This is a genomic window from Streptomyces rhizosphaerihabitans, from assembly GCF_025399795.1.
GTDB lineage: Bacteria > Actinomycetota > Actinomycetes > Streptomycetales > Streptomycetaceae > Streptomyces > Streptomyces rhizosphaerihabitans.
The window spans coordinates 20,608-46,366 of sequence record NZ_JAODTZ010000032.1 but is presented as its reverse complement, the minus strand read 5'-3'; the positions used below and the strand labels follow the sequence as shown (position 1 = coordinate 46,366).

General features: G+C 70.8%; 18 protein-coding genes. 11 read left to right on the top strand and 7 right to left on the bottom strand.

Annotated features, from left to right (window positions below; genetic code table 11):
* Window positions 1-39 precede the first annotated feature (39 nt).
* Complete coding sequence (locus tag N4G66_RS28010; RefSeq protein ID WP_391858891.1) at window positions 40-2,028, bottom strand: RICIN domain-containing protein; 1,989 nt, start codon at window positions 2,026-2,028, stop codon at window positions 40-42.
* A 389-nt stretch (window positions 2,029-2,417) separates the two neighbouring features.
* Here N4G66_RS28010 and N4G66_RS28005 point away from each other — a divergent pair, with 389 nt between their 5' ends.
* Window positions 2,418-3,167, top strand: coding sequence for an MBL fold metallo-hydrolase (locus tag N4G66_RS28005; protein WP_261707006.1), 750 nt, complete (start codon window positions 2,418-2,420; stop codon window positions 3,165-3,167).
* Between the two features lie 22 nt (window positions 3,168-3,189).
* On the opposite strand, the gene N4G66_RS28000 is transcribed toward N4G66_RS28005, so the two are convergent.
* Window positions 3,190-4,047: a GNAT family N-acetyltransferase gene (locus N4G66_RS28000; RefSeq protein ID WP_261707005.1), complete on the bottom strand. Its 858-nt coding sequence runs from the start codon at window positions 4,045-4,047 to the stop codon at window positions 3,190-3,192.
* Window positions 4,048-4,376: 329 nt separating this feature from the next.
* Here N4G66_RS28000 and N4G66_RS27995 point away from each other — a divergent pair, with 329 nt between their 5' ends.
* A complete protein-coding gene (locus N4G66_RS27995) occupies window positions 4,377-5,936 on the top strand; it encodes a glycoside hydrolase family 76 protein (RefSeq protein WP_261707004.1) in 1,560 nt (519 codons plus the stop codon).
* Between the two features lie 128 nt (window positions 5,937-6,064).
* Here N4G66_RS27995 and N4G66_RS45710 read toward each other — a convergent pair whose 3' ends face one another.
* Entirely contained in the window at window positions 6,065-6,811 is a 747-nt protein-coding gene (locus N4G66_RS45710) for a chaplin (RefSeq protein WP_315903701.1), read from the bottom strand.
* A gap of 269 nt (window positions 6,812-7,080) precedes the next feature.
* Here N4G66_RS45710 and N4G66_RS27980 point away from each other — a divergent pair, with 269 nt between their 5' ends.
* The 3 genes from N4G66_RS27980 (at window position 7,081) to N4G66_RS27970 (ending at window position 11,164) form a co-directional block, all read left to right on the top strand.
* Window positions 7,081-8,658: an alpha/beta hydrolase gene (locus N4G66_RS27980; protein ID WP_261707003.1), complete on the top strand. Its 1,578-nt coding sequence runs from the start codon at window positions 7,081-7,083 to the stop codon at window positions 8,656-8,658.
* A 245-nt stretch (window positions 8,659-8,903) separates the two neighbouring features.
* Entirely contained in the window at window positions 8,904-9,452 is a 549-nt protein-coding gene (locus N4G66_RS27975; protein ID WP_261707002.1) for a DUF4232 domain-containing protein, read from the top strand.
* 143 nt (window positions 9,453-9,595) lie between these two features.
* Window positions 9,596-11,164, top strand: a complete 1,569-nt coding sequence (locus N4G66_RS27970; RefSeq protein ID WP_261707001.1) for an FMN-binding glutamate synthase family protein — start codon at window positions 9,596-9,598, stop codon at window positions 11,162-11,164.
* 43 nt (window positions 11,165-11,207) lie between these two features.
* Here the strand turns inward: N4G66_RS27970 and N4G66_RS27965 are convergent, their stop codons facing one another.
* Both N4G66_RS27965 and N4G66_RS27960 read right to left on the bottom strand, forming a co-directional pair.
* Window positions 11,208-12,470 (bottom strand): arginine deiminase, encoded by a 1,263-nt coding sequence (locus tag N4G66_RS27965; RefSeq protein ID WP_261707000.1) that lies wholly within the window; start codon window positions 12,468-12,470, stop codon window positions 11,208-11,210.
* Between the two features lie 33 nt (window positions 12,471-12,503).
* A complete protein-coding gene (locus N4G66_RS27960) occupies window positions 12,504-13,922 on the bottom strand; it encodes a basic amino acid/polyamine antiporter (RefSeq protein WP_261706999.1) in 1,419 nt (472 codons plus the stop codon).
* Between the two features lie 205 nt (window positions 13,923-14,127).
* Between N4G66_RS27960 and N4G66_RS27955 the strand changes: the two genes are divergently transcribed.
* The 3 genes from N4G66_RS27955 to N4G66_RS27945 all read left to right on the top strand — a co-directional run bounded on the left by N4G66_RS27955 (window position 14,128) and on the right by N4G66_RS27945 (window position 17,931).
* Window positions 14,128-15,141 (top strand): Gfo/Idh/MocA family protein, encoded by a 1,014-nt coding sequence (locus tag N4G66_RS27955; RefSeq protein WP_261706998.1) that lies wholly within the window; start codon window positions 14,128-14,130, stop codon window positions 15,139-15,141.
* Window positions 15,142-15,421: 280 nt separating this feature from the next.
* Window positions 15,422-16,102: a TetR/AcrR family transcriptional regulator gene (locus tag N4G66_RS27950; protein ID WP_261706997.1), complete on the top strand. Its 681-nt coding sequence runs from the start codon at window positions 15,422-15,424 to the stop codon at window positions 16,100-16,102.
* Between the two features lie 362 nt (window positions 16,103-16,464).
* Entirely contained in the window at window positions 16,465-17,931 is a 1,467-nt protein-coding gene (locus tag N4G66_RS27945) for a PP2C family protein-serine/threonine phosphatase (RefSeq protein WP_261706996.1), read from the top strand.
* 189 nt (window positions 17,932-18,120) lie between these two features.
* Here the strand turns inward: N4G66_RS27945 and N4G66_RS27940 are convergent, their stop codons facing one another.
* Together N4G66_RS27940 and N4G66_RS27935 are read right to left on the bottom strand one after the other, a co-directional pair.
* Window positions 18,121-19,620 (bottom strand): DNA-binding protein NsdB, encoded by a 1,500-nt coding sequence (locus N4G66_RS27940; protein ID WP_261706995.1) that lies wholly within the window; start codon window positions 19,618-19,620, stop codon window positions 18,121-18,123.
* Window positions 19,621-19,679: 59 nt separating this feature from the next.
* On the bottom strand, window positions 19,680-19,853 hold the full coding sequence (locus N4G66_RS27935; RefSeq protein ID WP_158997174.1) for a hypothetical protein: 174 nt from the start codon (window positions 19,851-19,853) through the stop codon (window positions 19,680-19,682).
* Here N4G66_RS27935 and N4G66_RS27930 point away from each other — a divergent pair.
* From N4G66_RS27930 to N4G66_RS27920, 3 genes are all read left to right on the top strand, one after another.
* The gene (locus N4G66_RS27930; protein ID WP_261706994.1) at window positions 19,852-20,991 is read left to right on the top strand and encodes an aminoglycoside phosphotransferase family protein; all 1,140 of its coding nucleotides are present in this window, start codon (window positions 19,852-19,854) and stop codon (window positions 20,989-20,991) included. The genes N4G66_RS27935 and N4G66_RS27930 overlap by 2 nt on opposite strands.
* A 263-nt stretch (window positions 20,992-21,254) precedes the next feature.
* Window positions 21,255-23,222 carry an N-acetylmuramoyl-L-alanine amidase gene (locus N4G66_RS27925; protein ID WP_261706993.1) on the top strand — a complete coding sequence of 656 codons (1,968 nt, stop codon included), beginning with the start codon at window positions 21,255-21,257 and terminating at the stop codon, window positions 23,220-23,222.
* Window positions 23,223-23,431: 209 nt separating this feature from the next.
* Window positions 23,432-25,750, top strand: a complete 2,319-nt coding sequence (locus tag N4G66_RS27920; protein ID WP_261706992.1) for a SpoIIE family protein phosphatase — start codon at window positions 23,432-23,434, stop codon at window positions 25,748-25,750.
* The last annotated feature ends 9 nt before the right edge of the window (window positions 25,751-25,759 follow it).

The following is a 25,759-nucleotide window of genomic DNA, read 5'->3' as shown; positions in this document are numbered from 1 at the left end:
CCATCGGCGGCAACCGGCCTGCGCAGAGGCCCGGTTCGCTCAGTTGCGGCTCCACTTCTGGTTCGTTCCCCCGTTGCACGACCACAGGACGATCGACGTTCCGTTCGCCGTGCCGTTGCCCGACGCGTCGAGGCACAGGCCGGAGACGTTGTTGGTGATGGTGCCGCTGGAGTTGACGGTCCACTTCTGGTTGGTGCCGCCGTTGCAGTCCCACAGGACGACCCGAGTGCCGTTCGCGGTACCGCTGTTGTAGGCGTCCAGGCACTTGTTGCCGTAGACGACGAGTTCGCCGCGCGAGGTGGCCGTGAACGTCTGGTTCTGGCCTCCGCCGCAGTCCCACAGTTCGGCCTGGGTGTTGTTGGCGATGGCACTCTTGAAGAGGTCGAGGCAGCGCCCGGAGCCGGTGCCTACGATCGCGGTGCCGTTGGTTCCGGGGAGGGCGCGGACCGTGACGGCGTCGACGTCGGGCGCGGTGCCCGAGGCCGCGAAGGCCATCGTGTTGGAGCCCTTGGCCAGGGAGGCGAGGACGGAGACGGTGCGGTACGTGCTCGACGACCCGGTGGGCGGGAAGGCGAGGGTCTGCGCGTACTGGCCGTTGACCTGGAGGGTCGCCCTGCGGGCCGTGGAGCCGCCGTTGGCGTAGCTGATGTCGACGAGTTCCGTACCGGCGGCGGCCGTGCTGACGCCGGTGAAGGCCGGTGTCGTGGCCGAGGTGGTGTCCTCGTACGTCGCCGCGGAGCCCTCGGTGCCGCCGACGGTGAGCAGGACGGCCTCGCCCGCCGGCACACTGGTGGTGTAACTCGTCGTGTAGGCACCGGCGTTGGTGGCCGACCACACGTTGCGGACCGTGGCGGAGGCCGTGGTCAGGCCCATGTCCGCCCAGCGGGCGGTGATGTTGGCGGCGGCGGAGGTGCGGTTCAGCAGCAGGACCGCTCGTTTGCCGGTGCCGGCGAGGACCTTGCTGTAGACCTGCAGGCCTGTCGTGTCCTCGGCGACCTTGACGCCCTGGAGACCCCGCGGATCCTGGTCGATCGCGATGACCTCGGAGTTGGTGAGGACCGACGCGGTCGACGAGCTCATGGTGGCGAGGTTGTTGCCCGCGAGCAGCGGTGCGCCGGAGATGGCCCACAATCCCATGTGGGTGCGGTTCTGGGCGGTGCTCAGACCCGACATGCCGACGGTCATCATGTCGGGGTCGTTGTAGAAGCCGGTGTGCTGGGCGGCAGGGTGCAGCGACTTGTCGAAGTTCGCGAGGACGCTCGCCATCGAGGGGTTGTCGGGCCAGTAGACGATGTCGGTGCTGGTGCGCCACATGTCGCCGGTGCCGGCGGCCCAGTTCCACGGATTGCCCGTGCCCCATTCACACAGGGACAGGACGAGCGAGTGCCCGGTGACCGCGGTGGCGGCGGTGTTCGCGTCACGGATCGCCTTGTACGTCGTCTCCTGGTCGAGGCCCTCGGCGTCCCCGCCGCACCAGTCGACCTTGACGAAGTCGAAGCCCCAGTTCTGGAACGTCTGGAGGTCCTGCTGGTTGTGGCCCTCGAGGCCGGTGCCGGGGGTGGCCGGCGTCGTGGAAGGGGTGGGGTAGTAGTAACCGCAGCCGTTCTTCCCGGCGTCCGTGTAGATGCCGGCCTTCAGGCCCTTGCTGTGGATGTAGTCGGCGACGGCCTTCATACCGCCCGGCCACTGGGTGGTGTCGACGCTGATGTTGCCGGCGCTGTCGCGGGCGCCCTGCCACCAGCCCTCGTCGATGTTGACGTACTTGTATCCGGCGGCGGCCATCCCGGAGGAGACGAGGGCGTCCGCCTGGGCCTTGATGGTGGCGTAGTCGATGGCGCTGGCGAAGCTGTTCCAGGACGCCCAGCCCATCGGGGCCGGGGTGACCCCGGCCTGGCTGGTCGCGACCGCGGCCGGCTCGGCCCCGAGCGGAGCGGCCGGGCGGCCGAGTCCGGTCAGCGCCGCGACGGCGAGGAGCAGGACGGCGCCATGGACACCGGCACGTCTGAGGAGGCGTACCAGACACAGCATGTTCGAAAGAGGGGACATGCGGCTCTCCCTTGGGGGGTTTGTTCGCAGAGTCGAACAAAAATCAACGCGACTCGCCATATGGGAGCGCCTTGGCCGGGCCGCGTCAAGTCCCTTGTCTCAAAGGGCCGTTCACCTTCGGGCAGCCCTTCACCGACGGAGCGGGCATCCGGGGCGCAGGCCCGGCCCGTTCACCACGTCACGGAAGCAACCGTGCCGCGCCCCGGGCACGGACGGCGCCGAAGAGGCCGGACAGCGGCGGGCAGGCGGGCAGGCGGGCAGGCGGGCAGGCGGGCAGCGGCGGCCGTACACCGTCGGGCACGCGCTCGCGATACCTTTCGCCCTGTCAGGACCCATGGGGTCACCAGCAGTTATCCAACGTCGGGATGGTCATGCGCGAGGAATCGATCGTCGAGGCAGCCGCCGGAGTTCATCTGGTGCACGGCAGCAACACGAACTGGGTGGTGCTGTCCGAGGGCGACTCCGTCACCCTGATCGACACGGGGTACCCCGGCGACCGCGAGGAACTCCTGGCGTCGCTGAAGACCCTGGGGCACGCGCCAGAGGCCGTCACCGCCGTGCTCATCACGCACGCGCACAGCGACCACCTCGGCTCCGCCGAGTTCCTGAACAGCACCTACGGGACTCCGGTCCAGCTGCACGAGACCGAAGTACCGCACGCGCGCCGCGAGTTCCTCCACCAGGTGAGCATCGGACAGGTGATGCGGCAGGCGTGGCGCCCGGGTGTGCTGCCCTGGGCGGTGCACGCCATCCGCTCCGGCGGCACGGCGGACGTCACGATGACGAAGCCCGAGGCCTTCCCGCACGAGGGCCCGCTCGATCTGCCCGGCCGGCCGGTCCCGGTGCACACGCCCGGCCACACGCCCGGTCACTGCGTCTACCACCTGCCGGACGCCGGGGTACTGATCTCCGGTGACGCCCTGGTGAGCGGTCACCCCACCTCACGGATACAAGGTCCGCAGCTGCTGCCCAGGATGTTCGACACGGAGCGCGCCGGAGCCCTCGCCTCGCTCGAACGCATCGAGGCCCTCGCCGCCGACGTGCTGCTTCCCGGACACGGACCCGTGCACCGCGCCTCGGTGCGCAAGGCGGCTCAGCGCGCCCGGGAGCTGGCCGGCTGACGGGGTCCGGCCACCGCGACCGCTACCCGAGTTCGAGCGTGGTGACCCCGTGGACCCGCGCCTCCGCGAACGCCCTGACCGGCCCGGTGTACATGCGGGCCGTCTCGAAGGAGGGTGTCAGGCCGAGCTTCTCGACGAGGGCGACGGCCGCCGCGTTCGTCTCGGGCACGTCGATGGCGAGCGCCCTCCCGCCCGCGTCGGCGGCCAGCGCGGCGAACAGCGCGCGGGCGTCGTCGGCGGTGTCGGCGAACAGGGGCCCGATCCGCAGGGAGTCACGCGCCGGACGGATCACGGCGTACCCGCTCAGGTGCCCGTCGTCGGCGTGCCGGACGAAGGTGCGGTGCCCGGGGGCGGCCAGCCACGACTCCAGGAACACCGGCCGGTCGGCGGGGTAGCACGCGCTGTCGTACGCCGCGATGGCCGCGCGATCCGCCCGCTCGGCCGCCCGCACTCCCGACGGCGCCTCCCCCACCGGGGCGACGCCGGTGAACCGGACGGTCCGGTAGGCGAGTTCGAAGCCCGACTTGCGATAGTTGTCCTGCTGCGCCACCACTCCGTCGAGGCCGACGGTCCGGCCGCCCGCGTGCGCGAGGGCCGCCTCCCAGGTGGCGACGCCGTAGCCGTTCCCGCGCAGATCGGGGCGTACGAGGTAGAAGCCCAGGAAGGCGTAGTCGGCGCCGTAGTTGACCACCGAGATGGCCGATACCGGTTCCCCTTCGACACGTCCGAGGAAGAAGCCCCCGGGGTCCTGGGCGAAGAAGCTCGCACTGTCGAGGAGCCCGGGGTTCCATCCCTCGTCCGCCGCCCAGCCGCCGACCACCTTCCAGTCGTCCAGCGTGGCCTGGCTGACGACGAGGCCGTCGGGTCCCGGAGTGGTCATGGGGGCGCTCCAATGCATACGGGTCGGTGGGTGCGCCGGCCGCAGACCGGTCGCGGGGTGCGCCGGCCGCCCGCGGATCGCGGAATGCGCCGGCCTGCCGCACGCGCAGCATCCTTCCCGATCTCCCTACGGATCGCAGCGACCAGCGCCCCACGCGGGAAGGGATTCGGCCACTTCGGCACGCGCGCCCGGCGCTGTGCCGTCACCGTGCCGTGCGAGCCCAAGGGCTCGCGACACCTCCACAACTATTGACGCGCACGCGTCACGCAACTAACTTCCGGGAGCGCTCTCCGCCCCCACCTACGCCTCTCCCCGAACAGAGGTCGACCATGAAGACAACGTTGTCCCACGGTCTGAGCAGAGCCGTTCCGGTCCTCCTGGCACTCTCCGCCGCGCTGGCACTCCCCACGCCCGCCGCACTGGCGCTTCCCGCACCCGCCGCGCCGGCACTCCCCGCACGCGCCGCCGGAGCCGGAGCCGGACCCGTCGCCCCAGCCACCGCCACGTCCGCCACCCCCGCGTCCGCCGCCGCATCCGTCTGCAACAAGTACTGCGACACCCGCGACCCCGCTCTGGCGCCGCAGGACCGCACCCCGGTCTCCGCCACCCTCTTCTCCCGCTCCATCACCCTGCACTTCGACGACACGGACGCGATGGGCTGGGCGTCCCTCGACAACGGCAGCCCCGGCGACGAGGTGTGGCTCGACCGGTCCTTCGACGGTGGCCGCACCTGGAGTTCGGGCAGCCGGCTCGGAAACACCTCCGTGCCCACGGGTCAGCGCGGGTGGCGCACCCTCATGTACAACGTCGACGACTGGGGCAACCTCGGTGTCGGCGCCCTGCGCGCCTGCGGCAAGGCCGGGGACCGCACCGACATCGCGTGCACCGCCTGGGCGCGCACGACCTGGAACGCGGGTGAGCGGCGTACGGCCGCCGCGACGGCCCAGATGATGTTCTACGACAACTCCACCGGGCTCTTCTCCACGACCGGCTGGTGGAACTCCGCGAACGCGCTCACGGCCCTGATCGACAACATCCGGGTGACCGGCATGGGCAGCTACAAGTACGCGATCGCGAGGACCTACGACCGTCAACTCGGCTCACAGGGAGGGCAGTTCCGCAACGACTACCTCGACGACACCGGCTGGTGGGGACTCGCCTGGGTGGCCGCGTACGACCTGACCGGCGACAGCCGCTATCTGAGCACCGCACGCGCCGACGCCGATCACATGGCGGCGTACTGGGACTCGGCCTGCGGCGGTGGGGTGTGGTGGAGCACCGCGAAGACGTACAAGAACGCGATCTCCAACTCCCTTTACATCCAGCTCAACGCGGCTCTGCACAACCGGGTGCCCGGTGACAGCGCCTATCTCTCGCGGGCCCTGGCCGGCTGGTCCTGGTTCCGGACGACGGGCATGGTGAACACCTCTCACCTGGTGAACGACGGTATCGATCTGTCGACCTGCCGGAACAACGGCGGCACCGTGTGGTCGTACAACCAGGGCGTGCTCCTGGGCGCGCTGACCGAGCTGAACCGCGCGACCGGCGACAGCGGGACGCTCGACGCGGCACGGCAGATCGCCGACGCGGCGACCACCTCCCCGGTGCTCAACACCGCGGGCGGGATTCTGCGGGACCCGTGCGAGAGCGGCGACTGCGGGGCCGACGGGCCGTCCTTCAAGGGGGCCCATGTCCGCGGTCTCGGCCGGCTCGACGCCGCGCTGCCCGACCATCCGTACTCCGCCTATCTGGGGCGGCAGGCCGACGCCGCCCACGCCGGGGACCGCAACGCGCTCGACCAGTACGGTCTGCGCTGGTCCGGCCCCCTGGACCGCACCGACGCGGCCCGGCAGCAGAGCGCACTCGACCTGCTCGACGCCGCGCCCTGAGACTCCCTCCTCTTCCTCCCCCGACACGGCCGAAGTCGACTCGCGGGGGGGCGCGGGGGCGAACACACCTGGAGGAGGCTCCACCGGTCACCCGTCCGATGGAGCCTCCGGTCCGTGATCGCCGCGTGTCAGCGGACCGCGGCGGGCCGGAACCGGCGGTACAGGACGGCGCCGCCCAGCAGCAGCGCAGCGCTCGCCGCGATGGCGGGCATCGTCTGGTCCGCGCCGGTATGGGCGAGGGAGGCCACGGCCCCGCTCTGCGGCCGGACCTGTCCCCGTGCCCCGGTCTCCGGGGTCACCGCGGGCTGGGTGGACGGCCTCGGGGCGGGCTTCGCGAGGTGGTGCGGCTGCCGGGGCTTGCCGCCCGAGGCGTTGACGGACTCGTTGCCGACGGACGCGTTGCCGAGGCCGACCACCGTCACGGAGTTGCCGCTGACGTTGACCGGGAGATCCACCGGGAGCTGAAGGCCGTTGCCCGAGAGCACACCCGGTGAATCCTTTCCGCCACCGTGCGCGACCGCGCCACCGCCCGTGACCCCGCCACCGTGCGCGCCGCCACCGCCTGCGCCGCCACCACTGTGCCCGCGGGCTCCCCCGTGCCGCCCGCCGCCGGACGCGGCGGTCCCGCCTCCGGCGCTCACGTCGGCGCAGCGGTTGCCCGCGGCGGGGTTGAACAGCCCGGCCACGTCGACCGTGTTCCCGCACAGGTTCACCGGAACGTGCAAGGGAAGCTGGACGGTGTTTCCGGAGATCACGCCGGGCGAGCCTGCCGCCGTGCCGTTCGCCGCGGAGTCGGCGTGGGCCGGCATGACCGCGGCCAGCGCGCCTGAGGCGGCGGCCGCGGCGATCAAGCCATTTCGGGTCACCCGTTTCATAAGGTTCACTGCCTTCCTGACATCGTCGCGGGCACTCGCCCACATTGCCAAGAACGCCTGTGACCCATCCGAGTTATGGCTTATCGGCCTTTCACCCCATCGAGGGTCACGCCTGTCGAACGGCGCACCGCCCCTGTTCGAAGGATGTCGGCGGGCAGAGTAAGGCACGGCGGCCGGTCGCGCCCGCCCAGAGGCGTGCCCCCGAGGCCACGCCTATCGTGATCCGGGGGGTACCGCCGGTCCACCGCAGGGCGACCCTGGAGGCAGGCATGCAGTCCATGCACCAACGCTTCGCGGTCGTGGCAGCCGCCACCGCGACGCTGACCCTGATGGCGGCGGGTCTGCCGATGGCGGCGGCCGCCGACGACGGGCCCGACCTGTCCCGCTTCTACGGCCAGAAGATCGCGTGGGCGGCCTGCAAGGGCGACGGCATGCCCGAGGACCTGCAGTGCGGCAAGGTCACCGTCCCGCTGGACTATGCGAGGCCGGACCACGGCACGCTCGACCTGGCCCTGGCGCGCTACCGGGCGACGGGCCGTTCACGGGGTTCGGTGCTGTTGAACTTCGGTGGTCCCGGCGGTGCGGGAATTCCCGAACTCGCCGCGGGAGGCAAGGACTTCATGGGCCTGACGAACGGCTACGACGTGGTGACCTTCGACCCCCGCGGCGTCGGCCGGTCCTCGCCCGTCAGCTGCGGCGACGGTGTGGACGCGATCTTCGGAGCGACGGCCGGCGGCACCGACGTGCAGGCGGCGCTCAAGGCGGTCAAGAAGGCCGCCGACACGTGCGCCGAGCACTCCGGCGCCGTCCTCCCCCACATCGGCACGGTCAACGCCTCCCGCGACCTGGACGTGATGCGCCAGGCGCTCGGCGACAAGAAGCTCAACTATCTCGGCTTCTCGTACGGGACGCGGCTCGGCGCGGTGTACGCGGCCCAGTTCCCCAAGAAGACGGGGCGGATGGTGCTCGACGGTGTCGACACCCTCACCGAGCCGATCGCCGAGCAGGGCCTCATAGGTGCCGAGGGACAGCAGACCGCGCTCGACGACTTCATCACCTGGTGCGCGAAGAACATGGCCTGCCCGTTCGGACAGGATCAGCGCAGCGCCGGCGAGCAGGTGGTCCAGCTCGTCAGGTCGCTCGACGAGGAACCGGTGCCGTCGGACTTCGGCCAGGAGTTCACCGGACAGGACCTGGTGGGGGCGGTCAGCCAGGCGCTCTACAGCAAGGCGATGTGGCCCGTCCTCGAACAGGCCCTCAACCTGCTGGTCCAGGACGGCGACACCCACGGACTCACGCAGCTGTACGGCGGCGCCTCGCTGCCCGACACCTCCACGCCCGCCCGGCAGCGGCCGAAGCAGAACGGCGGGCTCGTCGACGAGGAGGACATCCCCCTCGACAACCTCCCCGCCGCCCTGATGGCCGTCAACTGCGCCGACGACCCCGACCGGCCCAGCGCCGACCAGGTCACCCGGCAGATCGCCGGACTGCGCGCCGCCTACGAGGAGGCGTCGCCCGTCTTCGGCCAGTACCGGCTCGCCCAGGTGCTGATGTGCTACGGCCGCCCGAAGGGCACCGACTACATACGCGACGAGGTCCGCGACGTACCCACCGCGAAGATGCTGCTCGTCGGCACCCGCGGGGATCCGGCGACCCCCTACCGCTGGACCCTGGAGACCGCCAGGCGCCTCGGCTCCTCCGCGGTGGTGCTCGACAACAAGGGCGAGGGGCACACCGGGTACGCGTCCTCGAAGTGCGTGCACCGGAAGGTCGACGACTTCCTGCTGTACGGGTCCCTGCCGGCCAGCGGAAGCTCCTGCGGCCCGGAGGACACGGACGCCGGCTGACCGGCGGCGCAGGCGTGCCGCGGGCGCGGCGCCGACGACCGCACGGCCAGGCGCCTCTCCCACCGGCTCCGGGGTGCCCCGAACGGCCAAGGCATCCGCCCGGACGGTGACAGAACGGGCTCGGATACGTAACACGGACAAGTCGGTTACAGCCTCTCGTACCCGCCGAAGGTCACTATGGACAGGCGTCGCCTTCATCCGGCCCGCCGAGCCCGCACATGACCACAGCAGGGGGAACAGCACCGATGCGTATCCGACCCGTCCTCACCCTCTCCGCCGTCGCCGCCGCGCTGCTCCTCGCGGTACCCCAGAGCAGTGCGGCTGCCATGCCGTCCGCACCCTCCGGCGCCCGTCCCTCGAAGGCCGCCGCGCAGCCGAGGAAGTGCTCGGCGAACGCCCTCGGACTGCGGGCCGAGCAGTCCGCGGACCACCGCGTACTGCACCTGCGCGTGACCAACCGATCGAGCCGCGCCTGCACCGTCGACCGCGTCCCCGTCGTCACCTTCGGCAACCTCGACGGCGCGGCCCTGCCGAAGCCCGCCGGACAGAGCGCTCCGTACCGGATCGCCGCGGGCCTGACCGCGTACGCGTCCGTGCGCACGATCGCCGACAGGTCCGACCCGGACGCCCGCCGGGTCCGCTCGATCACCGTCTCGGCCGATCCCTCGCTCTTCGGGCGCGCCTTCACCGCGCGCGAGCTGGGCGCCGGTTCCGCCGTCCTGGTGTGGGAGCCGGTCACGACATGGTGGAAGCCGTCCGCGGCCGCCGCGGACAGGGTGCTCGGCGTTCGTTGAGCGGCACCCCTCCCGGGCGTACGCGTGCTCGCGCGGCGCGGGACCCGGGCCGTCCGTAGCCGCCGGTCGCGGGACCCCGTGATCCCCGGGTGTCCCGATCGGCGGCTTTCGTCTCCATGGGTTTGACTCATGGGGTGCGCCGGATGCTCCCACTGCTGCTCGTCGCCCTCGGTGCGGCCGGGGCGCTCGTCCTCGTCCGCGGCGTCTCGGCGTGGTGGTGGTGCGCGGCGGCCCCGCTGCTGGCGCTGACCGTGCTCGGCGGCTGGGACCTGGGGCAGCGACGTCATTCCGTCCTGCGCAACCATCCCCTCTCCGGCCATCTCCGCTTCCTCCTGGAGGCGCTGCGCCCGAAGCTCCAGCGGTACGTCGTCGAGCGGAACCACGACGGACGGCCCTACGACCGCCGGGTGCGTGCCCTCGTGTACGAGCGTGCCAAGGGCGTCGAGGTCGAGGAGCCGTTCGGCACCGACATCGACGTGTACGCGGACGGCCACGAGTTCCTGGAGCCGTCGATGCGTCCGGTCCGGGTGCCGGACGAGCCGCCCGTCGTCCGCGTCGGCGGCCCCGACTGCACCCAGCCGTACGACATGGCTCTGCTCAATGTCTCCGCGCTGAGCTTCGGGGCACTCTCGGCGAACGCGATCATGGCGCTCAACAGGGGTGCGGCGATGGGGGGTTTCGCGCACGACACCGGCGAGGGCGGCCTGTCGGACCACCATCTGCGGGGCGGTGGCGACCTCGTCTGGGAGATCGGCACGGGGTATTTCGGGTGCCGCACCTCCGAAGGGGACTTCGAGGCGCGGGAGTTCGCGGACAAGGCCGCGCTGCCCGAGGTGAAGTGCGTGTCGTTGAAGCTCTCGCAGGGCGCGGACCCGGGGATCGGCGGGGTCCTGCCGGGGGCGAAGGTGAGCGCCGAGATCGCGCGGGCCCGCGATGTCCCCCAAGGCCGGACCGTGGTGTCGCCGCCGTACCACCGGGTCTTCTCGACCCCGCGGGAACTGGTGCGGTTCATCGCCCGGATGCGGCAGTTGGCGGGCGGCAAGCCGACCGGCTTCAAGCTCTGCGTCGGCTCGCGCCGGCAATTCCTGGCCGTCTGCAAGGCCATGCTCGCCGAGGGCGTGACGCCCGACTTCATCGTGGTCGACGGTTCGGAGGGCGGCACCGGGGCCGCGCCCGCGGAGTTCGACGGCAGCATCGGCACGCCGCTGACCGAGGGGCTGATCACGGTGCACAACGCGCTGGTCGGCACCGGGCTGCGGGACCGTGTCCGGATCGGGGCGAGCGGCAAGGTCGCCACCGGCTCGGACATCGTCAAACGCCTCGTCCAGGGCGCCGACTACACCAACGCGGCCCGCGCGATGATGTTCGCCGTCGGCTGCCTCCAGGCCCGGCGCTGCCACACCAACACCTGTCCGGTGGGCGTGGCGACCCAGGATCCCCGCCGGGTCCGCGCGCTGGACGTGGCCGACAAGTCAGAGCGCGTGCACCGCTACCAGCGGGCCACCGTTCACAGCGCGAGCCGGATCATGGCCGCGATGGGCGTACGGGATCCGGGCGACCTCACGCCCCACCGGCTGCTGCGGCGCGTCGGCCCCACCACCGTACGGTCGTACGCGGAGCTCTACGAGTGGCTGGCTCCCGGGGTGCTGCTCGCCGAGCCGCCCTCGTCCTGGGCCAAGGACTGGGCCGCCGCCGATCCGGACTCCTTCTGAGCGTGGAAGACGCCTGCCGAGGGCCGGAATCTCCGGCTGGGCGTCAGAAGTCGACGGAGTCCCGCACGATGGGGCAGGTCATGCAGTGGCCGCCACCGCGTCCCCGTCCGAGCTCGGCCCCGACGATGGTGATGACCTCGATGCCGGCCTTGCGCAGCAGGGTGTTGGTCTGGGTGTTGCGGTCGTAGGTGAACACCACGCCGGGCTCCAGGGCGACGGCGTTGTTGCCGCTGTCCCACTGCTGCCGCTCGGAGGCGTACACGTCGCCGCCCGTCTCGACGATCCGCAGTTCGGACAGTCCGAGCGCCTTGGCGACGACATCGGTGAAGTCGCGTGAGCCCTCGTCGGTGAGTTCGACACCGGGAGCCTTGTCGCTGGGCCGCAGGGAGAACGTGTGCACCGAGTCCATGATGGCGGGATACAGAGTGACGAGGTCGCGGTCGGCGAAGGTGAAGACGGTGTCCAGGTGCATCGCGGAGCGCAGTTTCGGCAGGCCCGCGACGACGACGTGCTCGGCCGCGCCGTTGCTGAACAGCGCGGCCGCGACCTGGCTGATGGCCTGCCGTGAGGTGCGCTCGCTCATGCCCATGAGGACGACGCCGTTGCCGACCGGCATGATGTCGCCGCCCTCGAACGTGGCCTGGCCCCAGCTCAGTTCGGGGTCGCCCCACCAGACGGTGGAGCCTACGAAGTCCGGGTGGAAGGAGTAGACCGCCTTCATCAGGAGCGTCTCGTCGTGCCGGGCCGGCCAGTAGAGCGGGTTGAGGGTGAGCCCGCCGTAGAGCCAGCAGGTGGTGTCGCGGGTGTAGAGGGTGTTGGGCAGCGGCGGCATCAGGTACTCGCGCACCCCGGTCGATTCGCGGGCCAGGGAGAGATAGCCGGAGCGGAACTCGTCGGGCAGGTCTGCGGTGGCCAGTCCGCCGATCAGGTACTGGGCGAGGCGGGCGGGTGCGAGGGACTCCAGGTAGGCCCGGGTGCCGTCGATGAGACCGAGTCCGACCTCGTTCGCGGTGATCTTCCGGTCCAGGAGCCAGTCCTTCGCGGCGGGGACGGCCATGGTCTCGGCGAGCAGTTCGTGCAGTTCGACGACCTCCACGCCGCGTCCCCGCAGTTTGTTGACGAAGTCGGCGTGATCGCGCTGGGCGTTCTCCACCCACATCACGTCGTCGAAGAGCAGGTCGTCGGAGTTGGTCGGGGTGAGCCTGCGGTGTGCGAGGCCGGGTGCGCAGACCAGGACCTTGCGCAGCCTGCCGACCTCGGAGTGGACGCCGTACGCCGGACGGCTCGTGGTGTCTTGACTGGTCACGGTGTGCCTTTCTCCAGGTCGGAGGCTGACGGTTCAGAGGCTGATCCAGCCCAGCGCCAGGGCGACGATCCCCAGGACGGCACCGGCGATCGAGATGGCGAGGATGACGACTTCGCGGGGCGAGAACGGCGCTCTGCCCTGCTCGCGTCGCGCCATCACGAACAGCACGGTGGCGGGCGCGTAGATGATGAAGGAGACGAGGATGAACCTCAGTCCGGCCGCGTAGAGCAGGAACGCGGTGTAGACGGTGGCGAGGGAGGCGACGACGAGGTCGCCGCCGAATCTGCCCCGGGTGATCTTCACGGCGAAGGCCGCCGCGAGCAGGAACGGGATGAGCGTCAGCGCGCTGGTCAGGTCGAGCGCGAAGTTGAAGGCGTCGTCCGAGAACAGCGTGACGAACAGGAAGACCTGGGAGAGCAGGGTCGTCAGGAGCAGTGCGGGCACCGGCACGTCGGCGGCGGTGGAGCGGGACAGGAAGCGCGGCATGTCCTCGTCCTTGGCGGCGACGAACAGGACTTCGGCCGCCATCAGCGTCCAGGCGAGGTAGGCGCCGAGCACCGAGACGATGAGGCCGACGCTGACGAAGACCTGGCCCCAGGTGCCGACCGCGCTCTCCAGGACCCCGGCCATCGACGGCTGCCTGAGCTCGGCGATCTCCGCCATCGGCATCAGCCCGTACGACACGATCGTGACCGAGGCGAAGATGGCGAACACACTGAGGAAGCCGAGGACGGTGGCCCGGCCGACGTCCTCGCGGCGCTTGGCGTGCCGGGAGTAGACGCTGGCCCCCTCCACTCCGAGGAACACGAACACCGTCGCCAGCATGGTGCCCTTGACCTGCTGGAAGAGCGAGCCCGCGTAGTCGGCGCCGCCCCAGTTGTCGGCGAAGACCTGGGGCTTCAGATAGAAGAGGGCAAGGACGATGAAGACGAGGATCGGGACGATCTTGGCCACGGTGACGATCCGGTTGATGGCCGCAGCTTCCTTCACCCCGCGCCGGACGAGGAGGAAGAAGGCCCACAGGCCGACCGAGGAGAGCACGATCGCGAGGACGGTGTCCCCGTCGCCGAGCGCGGGTGCGATGGCCCCGATGGTCGACATGATGAGCACCCAGTAGGTGACGTTGCCGACGCAGGCGCTGGCCCAGTAGCCGAAGGCCGAGAAGAATCCGAGGTACTCGCCGAAGCCCGCCTTCGCGTACGCGTAGACGCCCGCGTCGAGGTCGGGTCTGCTGATCGCGAGCCGCTGGAAGACGAAGGCGAGCATGAGCATGCCGGTGCCGGCGACGGCCCAGGCGATCAGCGCGCCCGCCACGCCCGTCTCCTGCGCGAACCGTCGCGGGAGGGAGAAGACACCGGCGCCGACCATGGAGCCGACGACCATCATGGTGAGGGTGACCAGCGTCAGCTTGGCGGCCGTTGGCGCCTCGGATTCGGTGCCGACCTGCGTCATGGGGATGTCCTGCGGAGACAGGCATCGTCGTGCGCGACCACGATGCGGGCGACGTCGTCTGGCGACTTGAGCGACATTAACAACCAATTGCCCTGAATGCCCGGCAAAGGAAGCCGTCAGGGTGCTGCGTTATTGATCTCCCCGGCCGACAATCGGATGACAGGGACGGAAGCGTCCGAGCTGTCGTCGGAGAGGTGCGCACCGCGTGAGTGAGCTGTTGGGTGTGGCGGTACTGGGTGCCGGACACATGGGAGCCGACCATGTACGCCGTATAGACAAGGTGGTGAGCGGCGCCAGGGTCGCTGCCGTGGCGGATCCCGACACCGCTCGCGCCGAGGCGGCGGTGGCGGGCATCGACGGTGTGTCGGTCCACGCCGAGGCGGCGGCCGCGCTGGACGCGCCCGGCGTCGGGGCCGTACTGATCGCGTCCCCGGGCCCCGCGCACGAGGAGGCCCTGCTCGCGGCCTTCGCGCGCGGCTTGCCGGTGCTGTGCGAGAAGCCGCTGGTGCCGGAGTCGGACGGGGCGCTGCGGGTGGTGGAGGCGGAGGTACGGCTCGGGCGGCGACTGGCGCAGGTCGGGTTCATGCGCAGGTACGACCCCGAGTACCAGCGCCTCAAGTCCCTGCTGGACAGCGGTCGGCTGGGCCGCCCCCTGATGCTGCACTGCACGCACCGCAACGTCGCCTCACCGCCCGGCTTCACCTCGGCGATGCTGGTCAACAGCTCCGTCTCGCACGAGATCGACGCGGCGCGCTGGCTGTTGGGCCAGGAACTCGCGGCGGTGACCGTGCTGCGCCCCCAGCCGTCCTCGAACGCCCCCGAGGGTCTGATCGATCCCCAGTTCGTCGTGTTCGAGACGGCCGGCGGCGCGCTGGTCGACGTCGAGGTCTTCGTGAACTCCGGATTCGGTTACCAGGTGACGTGCGAGGCGGTGTGCGAGTCGGGGAGCGCGCGGATCGGGGACGAGCACACCATGACCGTGACGACGGCGGGCGGCACGCACGAGGAGGTGGCGCAGGACTATCTCGTACGCTTCGCCGACGCCTACGACCGCGAGGTCCAGGCCTGGGTGGACGCGACCAGGGCGGGCCGGGTCACCGGGCCCGGCGTCTGGGACGGGTACGCGGCGTCCGCCGTCGCCGAGGCGGGAGTCCGGGCGCTGGAGAACGGCGGCCGGGTGGCCGTCGACCTCGCTCCGCGCCCGGACCTCTACGCCTGATCGACCGGCCGGCGCGCGGCGGCCGTGGCGTTGCCGTTGCCGTTGCCGTTGGGCGGACTGCCGTGATCGTTCCGCGGTGCCTGGGGTACCGGCCGAGCCCGGGATTCACGTGATCACCGTTGTACGCGGCGATCATGGCTGATCCCGGCTGCGCCGTCTGCGGGAAGACCCGCGCGCCCGGCCGGAACCCCGGCGCGAAGCCGTTTCGTTACTGCTTATTGCGACCGTGATAGTCTCTAACTATCACACCCTCCCGCACCCGATACGAAGAGGCGATGACATGGCCGCTGAAACCCGGACCGGGACGGGCCCGCGCGACCGGTTCCGCGCGCAGGTACGCCAGGAAGTGAAGACGGCGGCGCTGCGCCAGCTGGCCGAGGGTGGCCCGGAAGCGCTGTCGCTCAACGCCATCGCCAAGCAGCTGGGCATGACGGGACCCGCGCTCTACCGCTACTTCGCCAACCGGGACAGCCTGCTGACCGACCTCGTCATCGACGCCTACGGGGACCTGGCGTCGGCGCTCTCCCGCACCGCGGAGGCCTGCACGGAGGACGCCGTCACCCGGCTGACCGAGCTGGGCCGGGCCTACCGGGCCTGGGCGCTGGCCGAGCCGCATCGCTACCGCCTGCTCTTCCGGGCCCCGCTCCAGGGCTACGACGCCCAGTCGGCGAGTCTGGTCGAGGCCTCACAGCCCGCCATGACCGTGCTCCTGGACGCGGTGAGCGCCCTGGCCGAGCCGGACGCGCGGGTCCCGGAGGGCGCGGCGGCGCAGTTCCGGGAGTGGCAGGAGCGGCACGGCTTCGAGGGCGTACCGGAAGCGGTCGCCGCGCGCTCCACGATGCTGTGGGCCCATCTGCACGGCATGGTCGCGCTGGAGATCGAGGGCAACTTCACCTCGATGGGCATCGATCCGTCGTTTCTCTACGAGGCCGAGGTGACGGACTTCGTGCGCTCGCTCTGAGAGGCCCCGCGAAGGGGCGACGCCTCACGGGCGACGCCTGACGGGGCGCGTGATGAAGGGCGGGCGGCCGGGCGCGAATCCGCGACGCACAGGCTCGTACAAACACCCCTCGAACAGCAGAATGAAAACCCTCCACGGGTCCATCACCGACCCTCAAGTCGCGTACGGTGTCTACGACTTGCCCCCGAGCAACATCTACCGCATCGGGACCAGTCGCCCGCTCCGGGAGGACTGCGGCATATACCAGAAGCACGACCGTATCGGGTGTTGCCAAATCCCTTACAGCGCGTCGCGGGCTGTGCGACAGTCGTAACGGTCCTTCCGTCAGCCTAGGTCGTACCGTCCCCGCATCGGAGTACGTCATGCCACCCCATCTCTCTGCGGACCGCCCCGCCGCTCAGCCGCCCCGGCGCGGCACGGTCGACGCGCTCATCTCGCAGACGCGGCGTCTGCGCGGTGAGGTGGACGCCGTACGGCGTGAGGCGCCCGCCGACGACGAGGACGCGCAGGGGCGCTGGCAGCGCGCGCTGTGCAATCTGGCACTCCACCAACTGAACGACCTGGACGAACACTTGGCCCAGCTGCGGGACGGACCGCCGGCCGTACCCGTCCAGCCCGCGGCCGTGCCCACCGCGGGAACCGGACCGGGCGCATCCCGGCACGGCTCACTGCTGAGCCGGGTCGGCAGCGCGGAGTGGAACCTGCTGACGGACGAGGCCAGTTGGTCCGGCGAGCTCTACCAGATCCTGGGCCGCGACGCCGCCGCTCCCCCGCTCACCCTCGACGAACTGCCCTCCCTGGTCCTCGACGATGACCGGCCGATGCTGACGACGATGGTCACCGACTGCCTCATCGACGCCAAGCCCATCGACGGGGAGTTCCGCATCGTGCGTCCCGACGGCGGAGTGCGGACCGTGCACATGATGGGCGAGCCCGTGCTCGACGCCGACGGCAGCACCGCCTCGATGTGGGCCGTGCTGCGCGATGTCAGCGAACTGCGCCTCAGTCAGCGGACGGTGGGTGAGACCCGTGAATCGCTCAGGCGCCAGCAGCACGTCGCACAGACCGAGCATCGGCTCGCGGTCGAACTCCAGGAGGCGGTGCTGCCGCCCTGGCGCGGTTCCCTGCGGTTCCCGCGCCAGGGCCCCCGTGCGCTGGACGTGGCCGCCCACTATCTGCCGTCCTCGACCAGCACGCTGGTCGGCGGCACTTGGTACGACGCACTCGAACTCCCCGACGGGGAGACCCTGTTGAGCGTCGGCGACCTGACCGGCCACGGGGTCACCGTGACCTCGGGGATGGCGATGCTGCTCGGCGCCCTGCGCGGTATGGCGGTGGCGGGCACCCAGCCGGGTCAACTCCTCTCCTGGCTCAATCAGTTGCTCGACGCCACCGTCCAACCCGCCCTGGGCAGCGCCGTCTGCTGCCGCTACCTGCCGGCGACCCGCACCCTCAGCTGGGCGCAGGCAGGACACCCCGCCCCGCTGCTGTTCCGGGACGGGACGGGGTGTGCGCTGGCCGCACCGGACGGCGTACTGCTGGGAGCCACTTCCGGTGCCGTCTACGGGCAGGCCGAAGTAGACCTCCGTGTGGGCGACCTGCTGCTCCTGCACACCGAGGGGCTGGTGCCCCGGCGATCGGATGCCCCGGACCCGGACGAAGCCGGGAGCCTGGGAGGAACGGCGGCCGTCCAGAGGCTGCTCGACCTGGCCCCGCGCTTCGGCGAGGCCCGTACGGCCCAGGACTGTGTACGGATGGTTGTCGAGGAATTCGGCGAGACCGAGCGCGAGGACGACGCCTGCGTACTCATCGCCCGGATCGGACCCTGACGCCGATGACGCTGACCCTGCCGACACCGCACACCGATGACACCCGAGTCGGACACGACGGAGAGTGGGTCAGGATCGGCTTCGGCGCCTGACGGCTGACGTCGTTGTCAGCCGAGTCGCCGCGGCACGTCGCAGCGCGACCCGCCCCGAATACCGGCACCCGCACGCGGGGATGTGGGAGCAGGCCCCTTACACCCGCGCACTGTTGCCGCGCCTGGGCTTCAACGCACCCTTCGGCAGCGCGAGTTTGATCTCCTCACGCAGATCGCTGATCTTCGGATAGCTGGAGTACTGCCCGGTGAGCCGGTACATCTCGCGCAACCGGTCCCAGGTGCGATGGGAGGAGTTGGAGCCCATCGACGTCAGTGCCAGTCGCGCGTAGCGGTCGGCCTGTTCGGGATCGTCGGCGATGAAGCAGGCCGACGCGAGGGAGATGTGGTCGAAGATCTTCGACCGCTCCCGGCCCGACTCCCGCAGCTTCAGCGCCTCCTTGGCGTGACGTTGCGCGGTCACCGCGGCGGCCGGCTCGTGTTCGGCGAGGGTGCGGTAGGCCAGAGCCTGCATGCCGTGCATATCGGCCTCGTCGAACAACTGCATCCAACTGGGCGGTGGTACGTCACCACGGTCGGAGACGAACAGGTCCTCCGCCACACCGAGGGTGCGCCGCATGGCCTGGCCCTTGCCCATGGACGCCTGAGCCCAGGCCTCGATGGTGTGCAGCATCGCCTGGGTGCGGGGCAGCACCTCTTCGCCGGAACCGGACTTGGCGAGCTTCATGAGGTCGAGTGCGTCGTCGGGCCGGCCCAGATGCACCATCTGGCGAGCCGCTCGGGAGAGCGCCTCCCCGGCGCGGGGCCGGTCGCCGCCCTCCCGGGCCGCGTGGGCGGCGATGATGAAGTACTTCTGAGCCGTGGGCTCCAGGCCGACGTCGTGCGACATCCAGCCCGCGAGGACGGCGAGGTTGGCGGCGACGCCCCAGAGGCGCCGCTGGAGATGGTCGGGGTGCCGGTAGGAGAGCATGCCTCCCACTTCGTTGAGCTGGCCCACCACGGCCTTGCGTTGCAGCCCGCCGCCGCGGGCCGCGTCCCAGGCCCGGAACACCTCGACGGAGCGCTCCAGTTCCTCGATCTCCTGCGACCCGATGGGGGCGGCCTCGTACCGGTCGAACCCGGCGGGGTCGGCGTGCAGGGGGTCTTCGAACTGCGGAGCGTCGGCCGTCAGGGCCGGATCGGTGTGCAGCCAGTCGTGCATGGCAGTGCTGAGTGCGGATCCCGCGGCGAGCGCGGCACCCGCGCCCACCAAGCCGCGTCGGTTGAGCATGAGGTCCATTCCCGTGAATTCGGTGAGGACCAAGGCAGTCCGCTCGGGCGCCCACGGCACTCCGTCGGGATGTTCCGCACTCCCGCCGCCCTGCCGTTTCCCCGCGCGCCCGTGCCTGACCAGACCGAGGTCCTCGATGGTCACGACACGGCCGAGACGCTCGGTGAACAGAGCCGCCAGCACCCGCGGCACCGGATCGCGCGGGATCTCTCCCGTGTCGATCCACCGCCGCACCCGCGAGGTGTCGGTCGCCAGCTGGGGGTGGCCCATGGCCGCCGCCTGCCGATTGACCATTCTCGCGAGCTCGCCCTTGGACCAGCCGGCCAGGCCGAACAGGTCCGACAGACGAGTGTTGGGTTGTCCGTTCACGTCAAGCCCCCAGGTTCTCGGCTGATTTCGACAGTAACCGCCTGTCAGTTGCTGAGCGACTATTCGCCAGGGTTCGCCAGGGTGCGCCAGATGGTGTGCCAGTGGACGTCGGGTGTCAGGTAGGAACGCGCCACCCCGACCCGGTTGCCAGGGACATTCCCCAGGATGAACCAGGCGGCCGGGGCGGGCAGCGCGGCAACTTGCAGGCACACGAAGGGATCTGTTTCGCCCATGTACACAGCATCGTCCTCCGTGTCCGCTCCGCCCCGGTCGTTGCACTCCCGCCCGGTGGGCAGCGGCCCTTACCTCGACCCCGCACGTCAGGCGGCCCCCGTACTCGGTGCCGGCCGGACGCGGCGCGTGCCGGGGCTCGGCACCCAACCGCTCAGCGGGAGACTCGACTTGTCCGGCCCTCAGGGCGCCCAGCTGCGCACGGCGATCGCGTCGGTGCACCGGATCTGTCCGGAGTTCGCTCCGGTCCAGGTGCTGCGCCGCAGCGGACGCTCCGTGCTCCTCGTCGGCACGACGGGGCGCAACACGGCCGTCGCCAAGTGCTTACTGGACCACTCCCCCGTCTGGGCCGAGCGGATCCGGCACGAAATAGCTGCATACCGCCTGTTCGTCCGGCACCGCCCGCCCGTGCGGGTGCCCCGGCTGATCGCGGCGGATCCGGACAACTGCACGCTGGTGATCGAGCGCATGCCGGGCCGGGTGGCCGCGCTCCAGCGCCACCCGCTCGAGGCCCCGCCGCGCGCGGACATCCGCGCCGCGCTGAGCGCCATCTGTCGGCTGAACGCGTGGCGGCCGCCGGCGGGGACCTTCAACGCCCCCCTGGACTACGCGGAACGGATCTCCCGATTCCATGAGCTGGGGTTGCTCACGGACCGGGACATGGGCGATCTGCAGAAGCTGTTGCACGGCATCGCGACGTCGTCCGGCCGCCAGGGCATGGGTCAGTTCTGCCACGGCGACGCCCTCCTGTCGAACATCCTTCTCTCACCGGCCGGTCCAGTGCTGGTGGACTGGGAGCACGCGGGCTGGTATCTGCCGGGCTACGACCTGGCGACGCTGTGGGCGGTCCTCGGTGACGCCCCCGTGGCGCGCCGTCAGATCAGCCAGCTCGCGCAGTCGGCCGGCCCGGCGGCACGGGACGCCTTCCTGGTGAACCTGATGATCGTCCTCACCCGGGAGATCCGTACGTACGAGATGGCAGTGCAGCGTTCCCTGCACGACGCGGCCCCGGCGGCAGCGGGCCCGGCCCACCCGGCTGCTGCGCCGTCCGGCGAGGAACAGCGGCTGCTGCTGAGGCGGCTGCACGACGACTGCCAGATGGCCCGCCGGGCCGTGCGAGCGGCGGTCGGGACTCGCTGACGGGGGACGGAGGTCCGCGGTGACGCCGAGGTACGGGCGCACCGCGGACCTCCCTCATGTACAGCCCTCCGTTCGGCGCATTGGTCCATTCCACTGACGCCCCGCAGGCCGGGAGGCCGCCGCCACGAAACCCCGTTCACCCCGCACTGACATGGGAAATCGCCTGCCTGTGGGCATGATTGACGGATCGTCGGAGAGCCGGTAGCACTGACGCGTTCGGCCCTCGCACGCCCCACCGCGCCCGACCGTCCCAGGAGGCTGCATTGCACTGGTCCGCCACCGAACCCAAGGGCACCACCGGGCACAGACGCGCGCGCAGGTCCGCAGGAGCCGTCGCCTCGGCGGCGCTGCTGCTGCCGCTGCTCGGCGCGGCCCCTTCGAGCTCCGCCGAGCAGGCGCCCGCGGCCCGGTTGCAGCGAGCCTTCGCCGCCGCGGCCACCGAATACCACGTTCCGCAGAGCGTGCTGCTCGCCGTCTCCTATCTGCAGTCCCGCTGGGACGCGCACGCCGGCGCCCCGAGCGTCACCGGCGGCTACGGTCCCATGCACCTGACCGACGCCCGGACGGCGATCGCCGGGACTCCGCATCACAGCGACGGCACGGAGGATGCCCGCGGCGACAGCTCGCGTCCCGCGCTCCTGCCCGACGCGTCGGCGCCCACCGACTCCCGACTTCCGGCCCGGCTCAAGACGTTGACGAAGGCCGCCGATCTCACCGGCCTGCCGGCGGAGCAACTGCGCACCGACGCGGCCGCGAACGTCGCGGGCGGCGCCGCGCTCCTCGCCGCCGCGCAGCGGGACCTCGGTGAGCCCCTGAGCGACGACGCCGCCGACTGGTACGGAGCGGTGGCGCGCTTCTCGGGAGCGGACGACAGCACCACCGCGGCGACCTACGCCGACGACGCCTACGAGGTGATGCGCTCAGGCGAGCGACGCACCACGGACGCCGGCCAGCAGGTCACCCTCGACGCTCAGCCCCGGCTGAGCCCCGACACGGCCCAGCTGCGAGAGGCAGGGCTGCGGACGGCCTCCGCCGACGGCACGGAATGCCCGAGGACGGTGTCCTGCGAGTGGATCCCGGCCCCGTACGAGGAGTTCGGCGAGGGCGACTACGGCAACCACGACCTGGGCGACCGGCCCACGTCGCAGAGCATCAAGTACATCGTCATCCATGACACGGAAGGCACCTGGGACGGTGTGCTGAACCTCGTCCAGGACCCGACGTATGTCTCATGGAACTACACCCTGCGCTCGACCGACGGGCACATCGCCCAGCACGTGAAGGCCAAGGACGTGGCCTGGCACGCGGGCAACTGGTACATCAACGCCAAGTCCATCGGCCTGGAGCACGAGGGCTTCCTCACCGCACCCGACGCCTGGTACACGGAGGAGATGTACCGCGCCTCCGCCCGGCTGGTGAGGTACCTCTCCCGGAAGTACGACATCCCGCTGGACCGGCAGCACATCCTGGGGCACGACAACGTACCGGGCCCCACGACCTCCACCATTCCGGGCATGCACACGGACCCGGGTCCGTACTGGGACTGGCAGCACTACTTCACCCTGCTCGGGCACCCCTTCCACCGCTCGTTCCGCAAGGGCGACCTGGTGACCGTCCTGCCCGACTTCGACGCGAACCAGCCGGTGTACACGGGCTGCGTCACCAAGGGCGAGCCCTGTGCCGCCCACGGTTCCAGCGAGGTGCGGCTCTACTCCCAGCCGGACGAGAGCTCACCACTGATCCAGGACATCGGCCTGTACCCGAAGGGCGACGCCTCGACGACGGGCGTGAACGACGTGGCCTCGCGCGTCTCCACCGGTCAGCGGTACGCGCTCGCCGGACGGGACGGCGACTGGACGGCGATCTGGTACCTGGGCCAGAAGGCCTGGTTCAAGAACCCGCGCAAGCAGCCGACGGCGGTGCGGGCGTCGGGGCCCGTCGTGACACCCAAGGAGGGGCTGGCGCAGATCCCCGTATACGGAAGGGCGTACCCGGAGAAGGAGGCCTATCCGGCGGGCGTGCCCGTCCAGGCCGTCTCGCCGCTGCCGTACAAGATCCTCGCGGGCCAGCGGTACGCGGCCGGTGACAAGGTGCCCGGCGAGTACTTCTACGCGCCGACCTTCGACACGACACCGCACAGGGTCGTGATCGGTACGGACATGTACTACGAGATCCAGTTCGGGCACCGGGTGGAGTTCGTGCGGGCCGCGGACGTGGACCTGGTTCCGTAGCGGATCCCGATGATGCGGAGCCGGGTCCGCGCGGAGCGGACCCGGTTTCCGTCCGTCGGTGACGACAATGACCCGGGCAACCGACCAGGGAATGTGCCGCCTAGGACAGGTTCGACCTCGGTAGGGCCAGTTAACGACATGTAACCGCGCGCCCGATCGATGTGCGCTGGGATGGGTCGCTCACAGTACGCGGCACATCTGGGGCGGGTATGGGCGACTTCGTCAAAGAGACTTCAACGCGGCCCGCCGATGTGGCGGACCCCCGGCAATGCCGGTGCGGCGGCGCAACGCGCGAGAGCGCACCGGCAGGGGCCGAGGAAAGGTTTCGGGGGCTGCTGGAGGCAGCACCGGACGCCATGGTCATCGTCGACGACACCGGCACCATCAGACTCGTCAACGCCCAGACCGAAGCCCTCTTCGGATACAAACGCGAGGAACTCCTCGGCAATCCCGTCGAACTCCTCGTACCCGGCCGCTTCCGCGCCCACCACCACCGCCACCGCGACGGCTACGCCGACAACCGACAGGTCCGCCCCATGGGCGCCGAACTCGAACTCCACGGCCTCCGCAAGGACGGCACCGAATTCCCCGTCGAGATCAGCCTCAGCCCACTCGAAACGGCCGACGGCCTGCTCGTCTCCGCCGCCGTCCGCGACGTCAGCGACCGCAAGGCTGCCGAGGAAAGGTTTCGGGGGCTGCTGGAGGCAGCACCGGACGCCATGGTCATCGTCGACGACACCGGCACCATCAGACTCGTCAACGCCCAGACCGAAGCCCTCTTCGGATACAAACGCGAGGAACTCCTCGGCAATCCCGTCGAACTCCTCGTACCCGGCCGCTTCCGCGCCCACCACCACCGCCACCGCGACGGCTACGCCGACAACCGACAGGTCCGCCCCATGGGCGCCGAACTCGAACTCCACGGCCTCCGCAAGGACGGCACCGAATTCCCCGTCGAGATCAGCCTCAGCCCACTCGAAACGGCCGACGGCCTGCTCGTCTCCGCCGCCGTCCGCGACGTCAGCGACCGCAAGGCTGCCGAGGCCCGGATCAACGAACTGGCCGGTCTGGTGGAGTCCTCCCAGGACGCGATCCTCGCCAAGACCCTGGACGGCCACATCACGTACTGGAACGCGGCGGCCCAGCGGCTGTACGGCTACAGCCGGTCCGAGGTGATGGGCAGGCATGTGTCGCTGCTCGCCACCACCGAGCGGCGCGGCGAGATCGACCTGCTCCTGGACCGGCTGCGCAGCGGTGAGAAGGTCGAGCACTTCGAGACCCTGCGGCTGACGCGCTCGGGCGACCTGCTGGACGTGGACATCACACTGTGGCCGACCCGTGCCACGGACGGTTCGGTGATCGGTGCGTGCGCGATCGTCCGGGACATCAGCGACCGCAAGAAGGCCGAGGCGGAGCTGACCTTCCTCTACGAACAGCAGCGGCACATCGCCCTCACCCTCCAGCGCAGCCTCATGGGCACCCCGCCCGCCATTCCCGGCCTGACCACCGCGAGCCGCTACCGGCCCGCCACACAGGGAGCCGGGGTGGGCGGCGACTGGTTCGACCTGATCCCGCTGGGGGCCGGCCGGGTCGGGGTCCTGATCGGCGATGTGATGGGCCGCGGACTGGACGCCGCCGCCGTGATGGGCCAGCTGCGGTCGGCCGCGCACGCCCTGGCCAAGACCGGTATGCAGCCCCGCCAGCTGATGCAGGCCCTGGAGGCGGTCGTCGGCGATCTGGATGTGCCCGACCAGCTCGTGACCTGCTGCTATCTGGTCATCTCCGCCGACGCGGGCGAGGTGACGGTCTGCTCCGCCGGGCATCTGCCCACACTGGTGGCCACGCCCGGCGCCGACGCCCGGCCGCTCCCCGCGCCGGTGAACGCGCCCCTCGGTGTCGGCGGCATCCTCTACGAGCAGGCGACCTCGGTGATACCGCCGGGGGCGACGCTCGTCCTTTACACCGACGGTCTCATCGAGACGCCCGGCAGCGACATCGAGGACCAGCTGGCCGAGCTCACCTCGACCCTCACGGGCCTGTTCACCACCGCGCCCGATCTGGAGGCGGCCGCCGACCATGTGCTGGCCACCCTGCTGCCGGACGCCGAGGGACACAACGACGACGTCACACTGCTGCTCACCCGGCTCCCCGACGGGCCCCTGGCCACCATCAGCACCGACCTGCCCGCGGCGCCCGAATCGGTGCCGGAGGGCCGCGCCTTCCTCAGCAAGGCGCTGACCGCCTGGGACTGCGCGCCCTCCGCGGACGACGCCCGGCTCCTGCTCTCCGAGATCCTCACGAACGCCGTGCAGCACGCCCAGGGGCCCATCAGCCTGCACCTGTGCCGCACGGCCACCGATCTGACCGTGGAGATCAGCGATCGCAGCCCGCATCTGCCGCAGCCCCGGACGGCCACCGAGGACGAGGAGTCGGGACGGGGACTGATCCTGGTCCGCGCGCTCGCCGACGACTGGGGCATCCGGCCCACCGATTCGGGCAAGACCACCTGGTTCACCCTCAAACTGTGACGCCTGGAG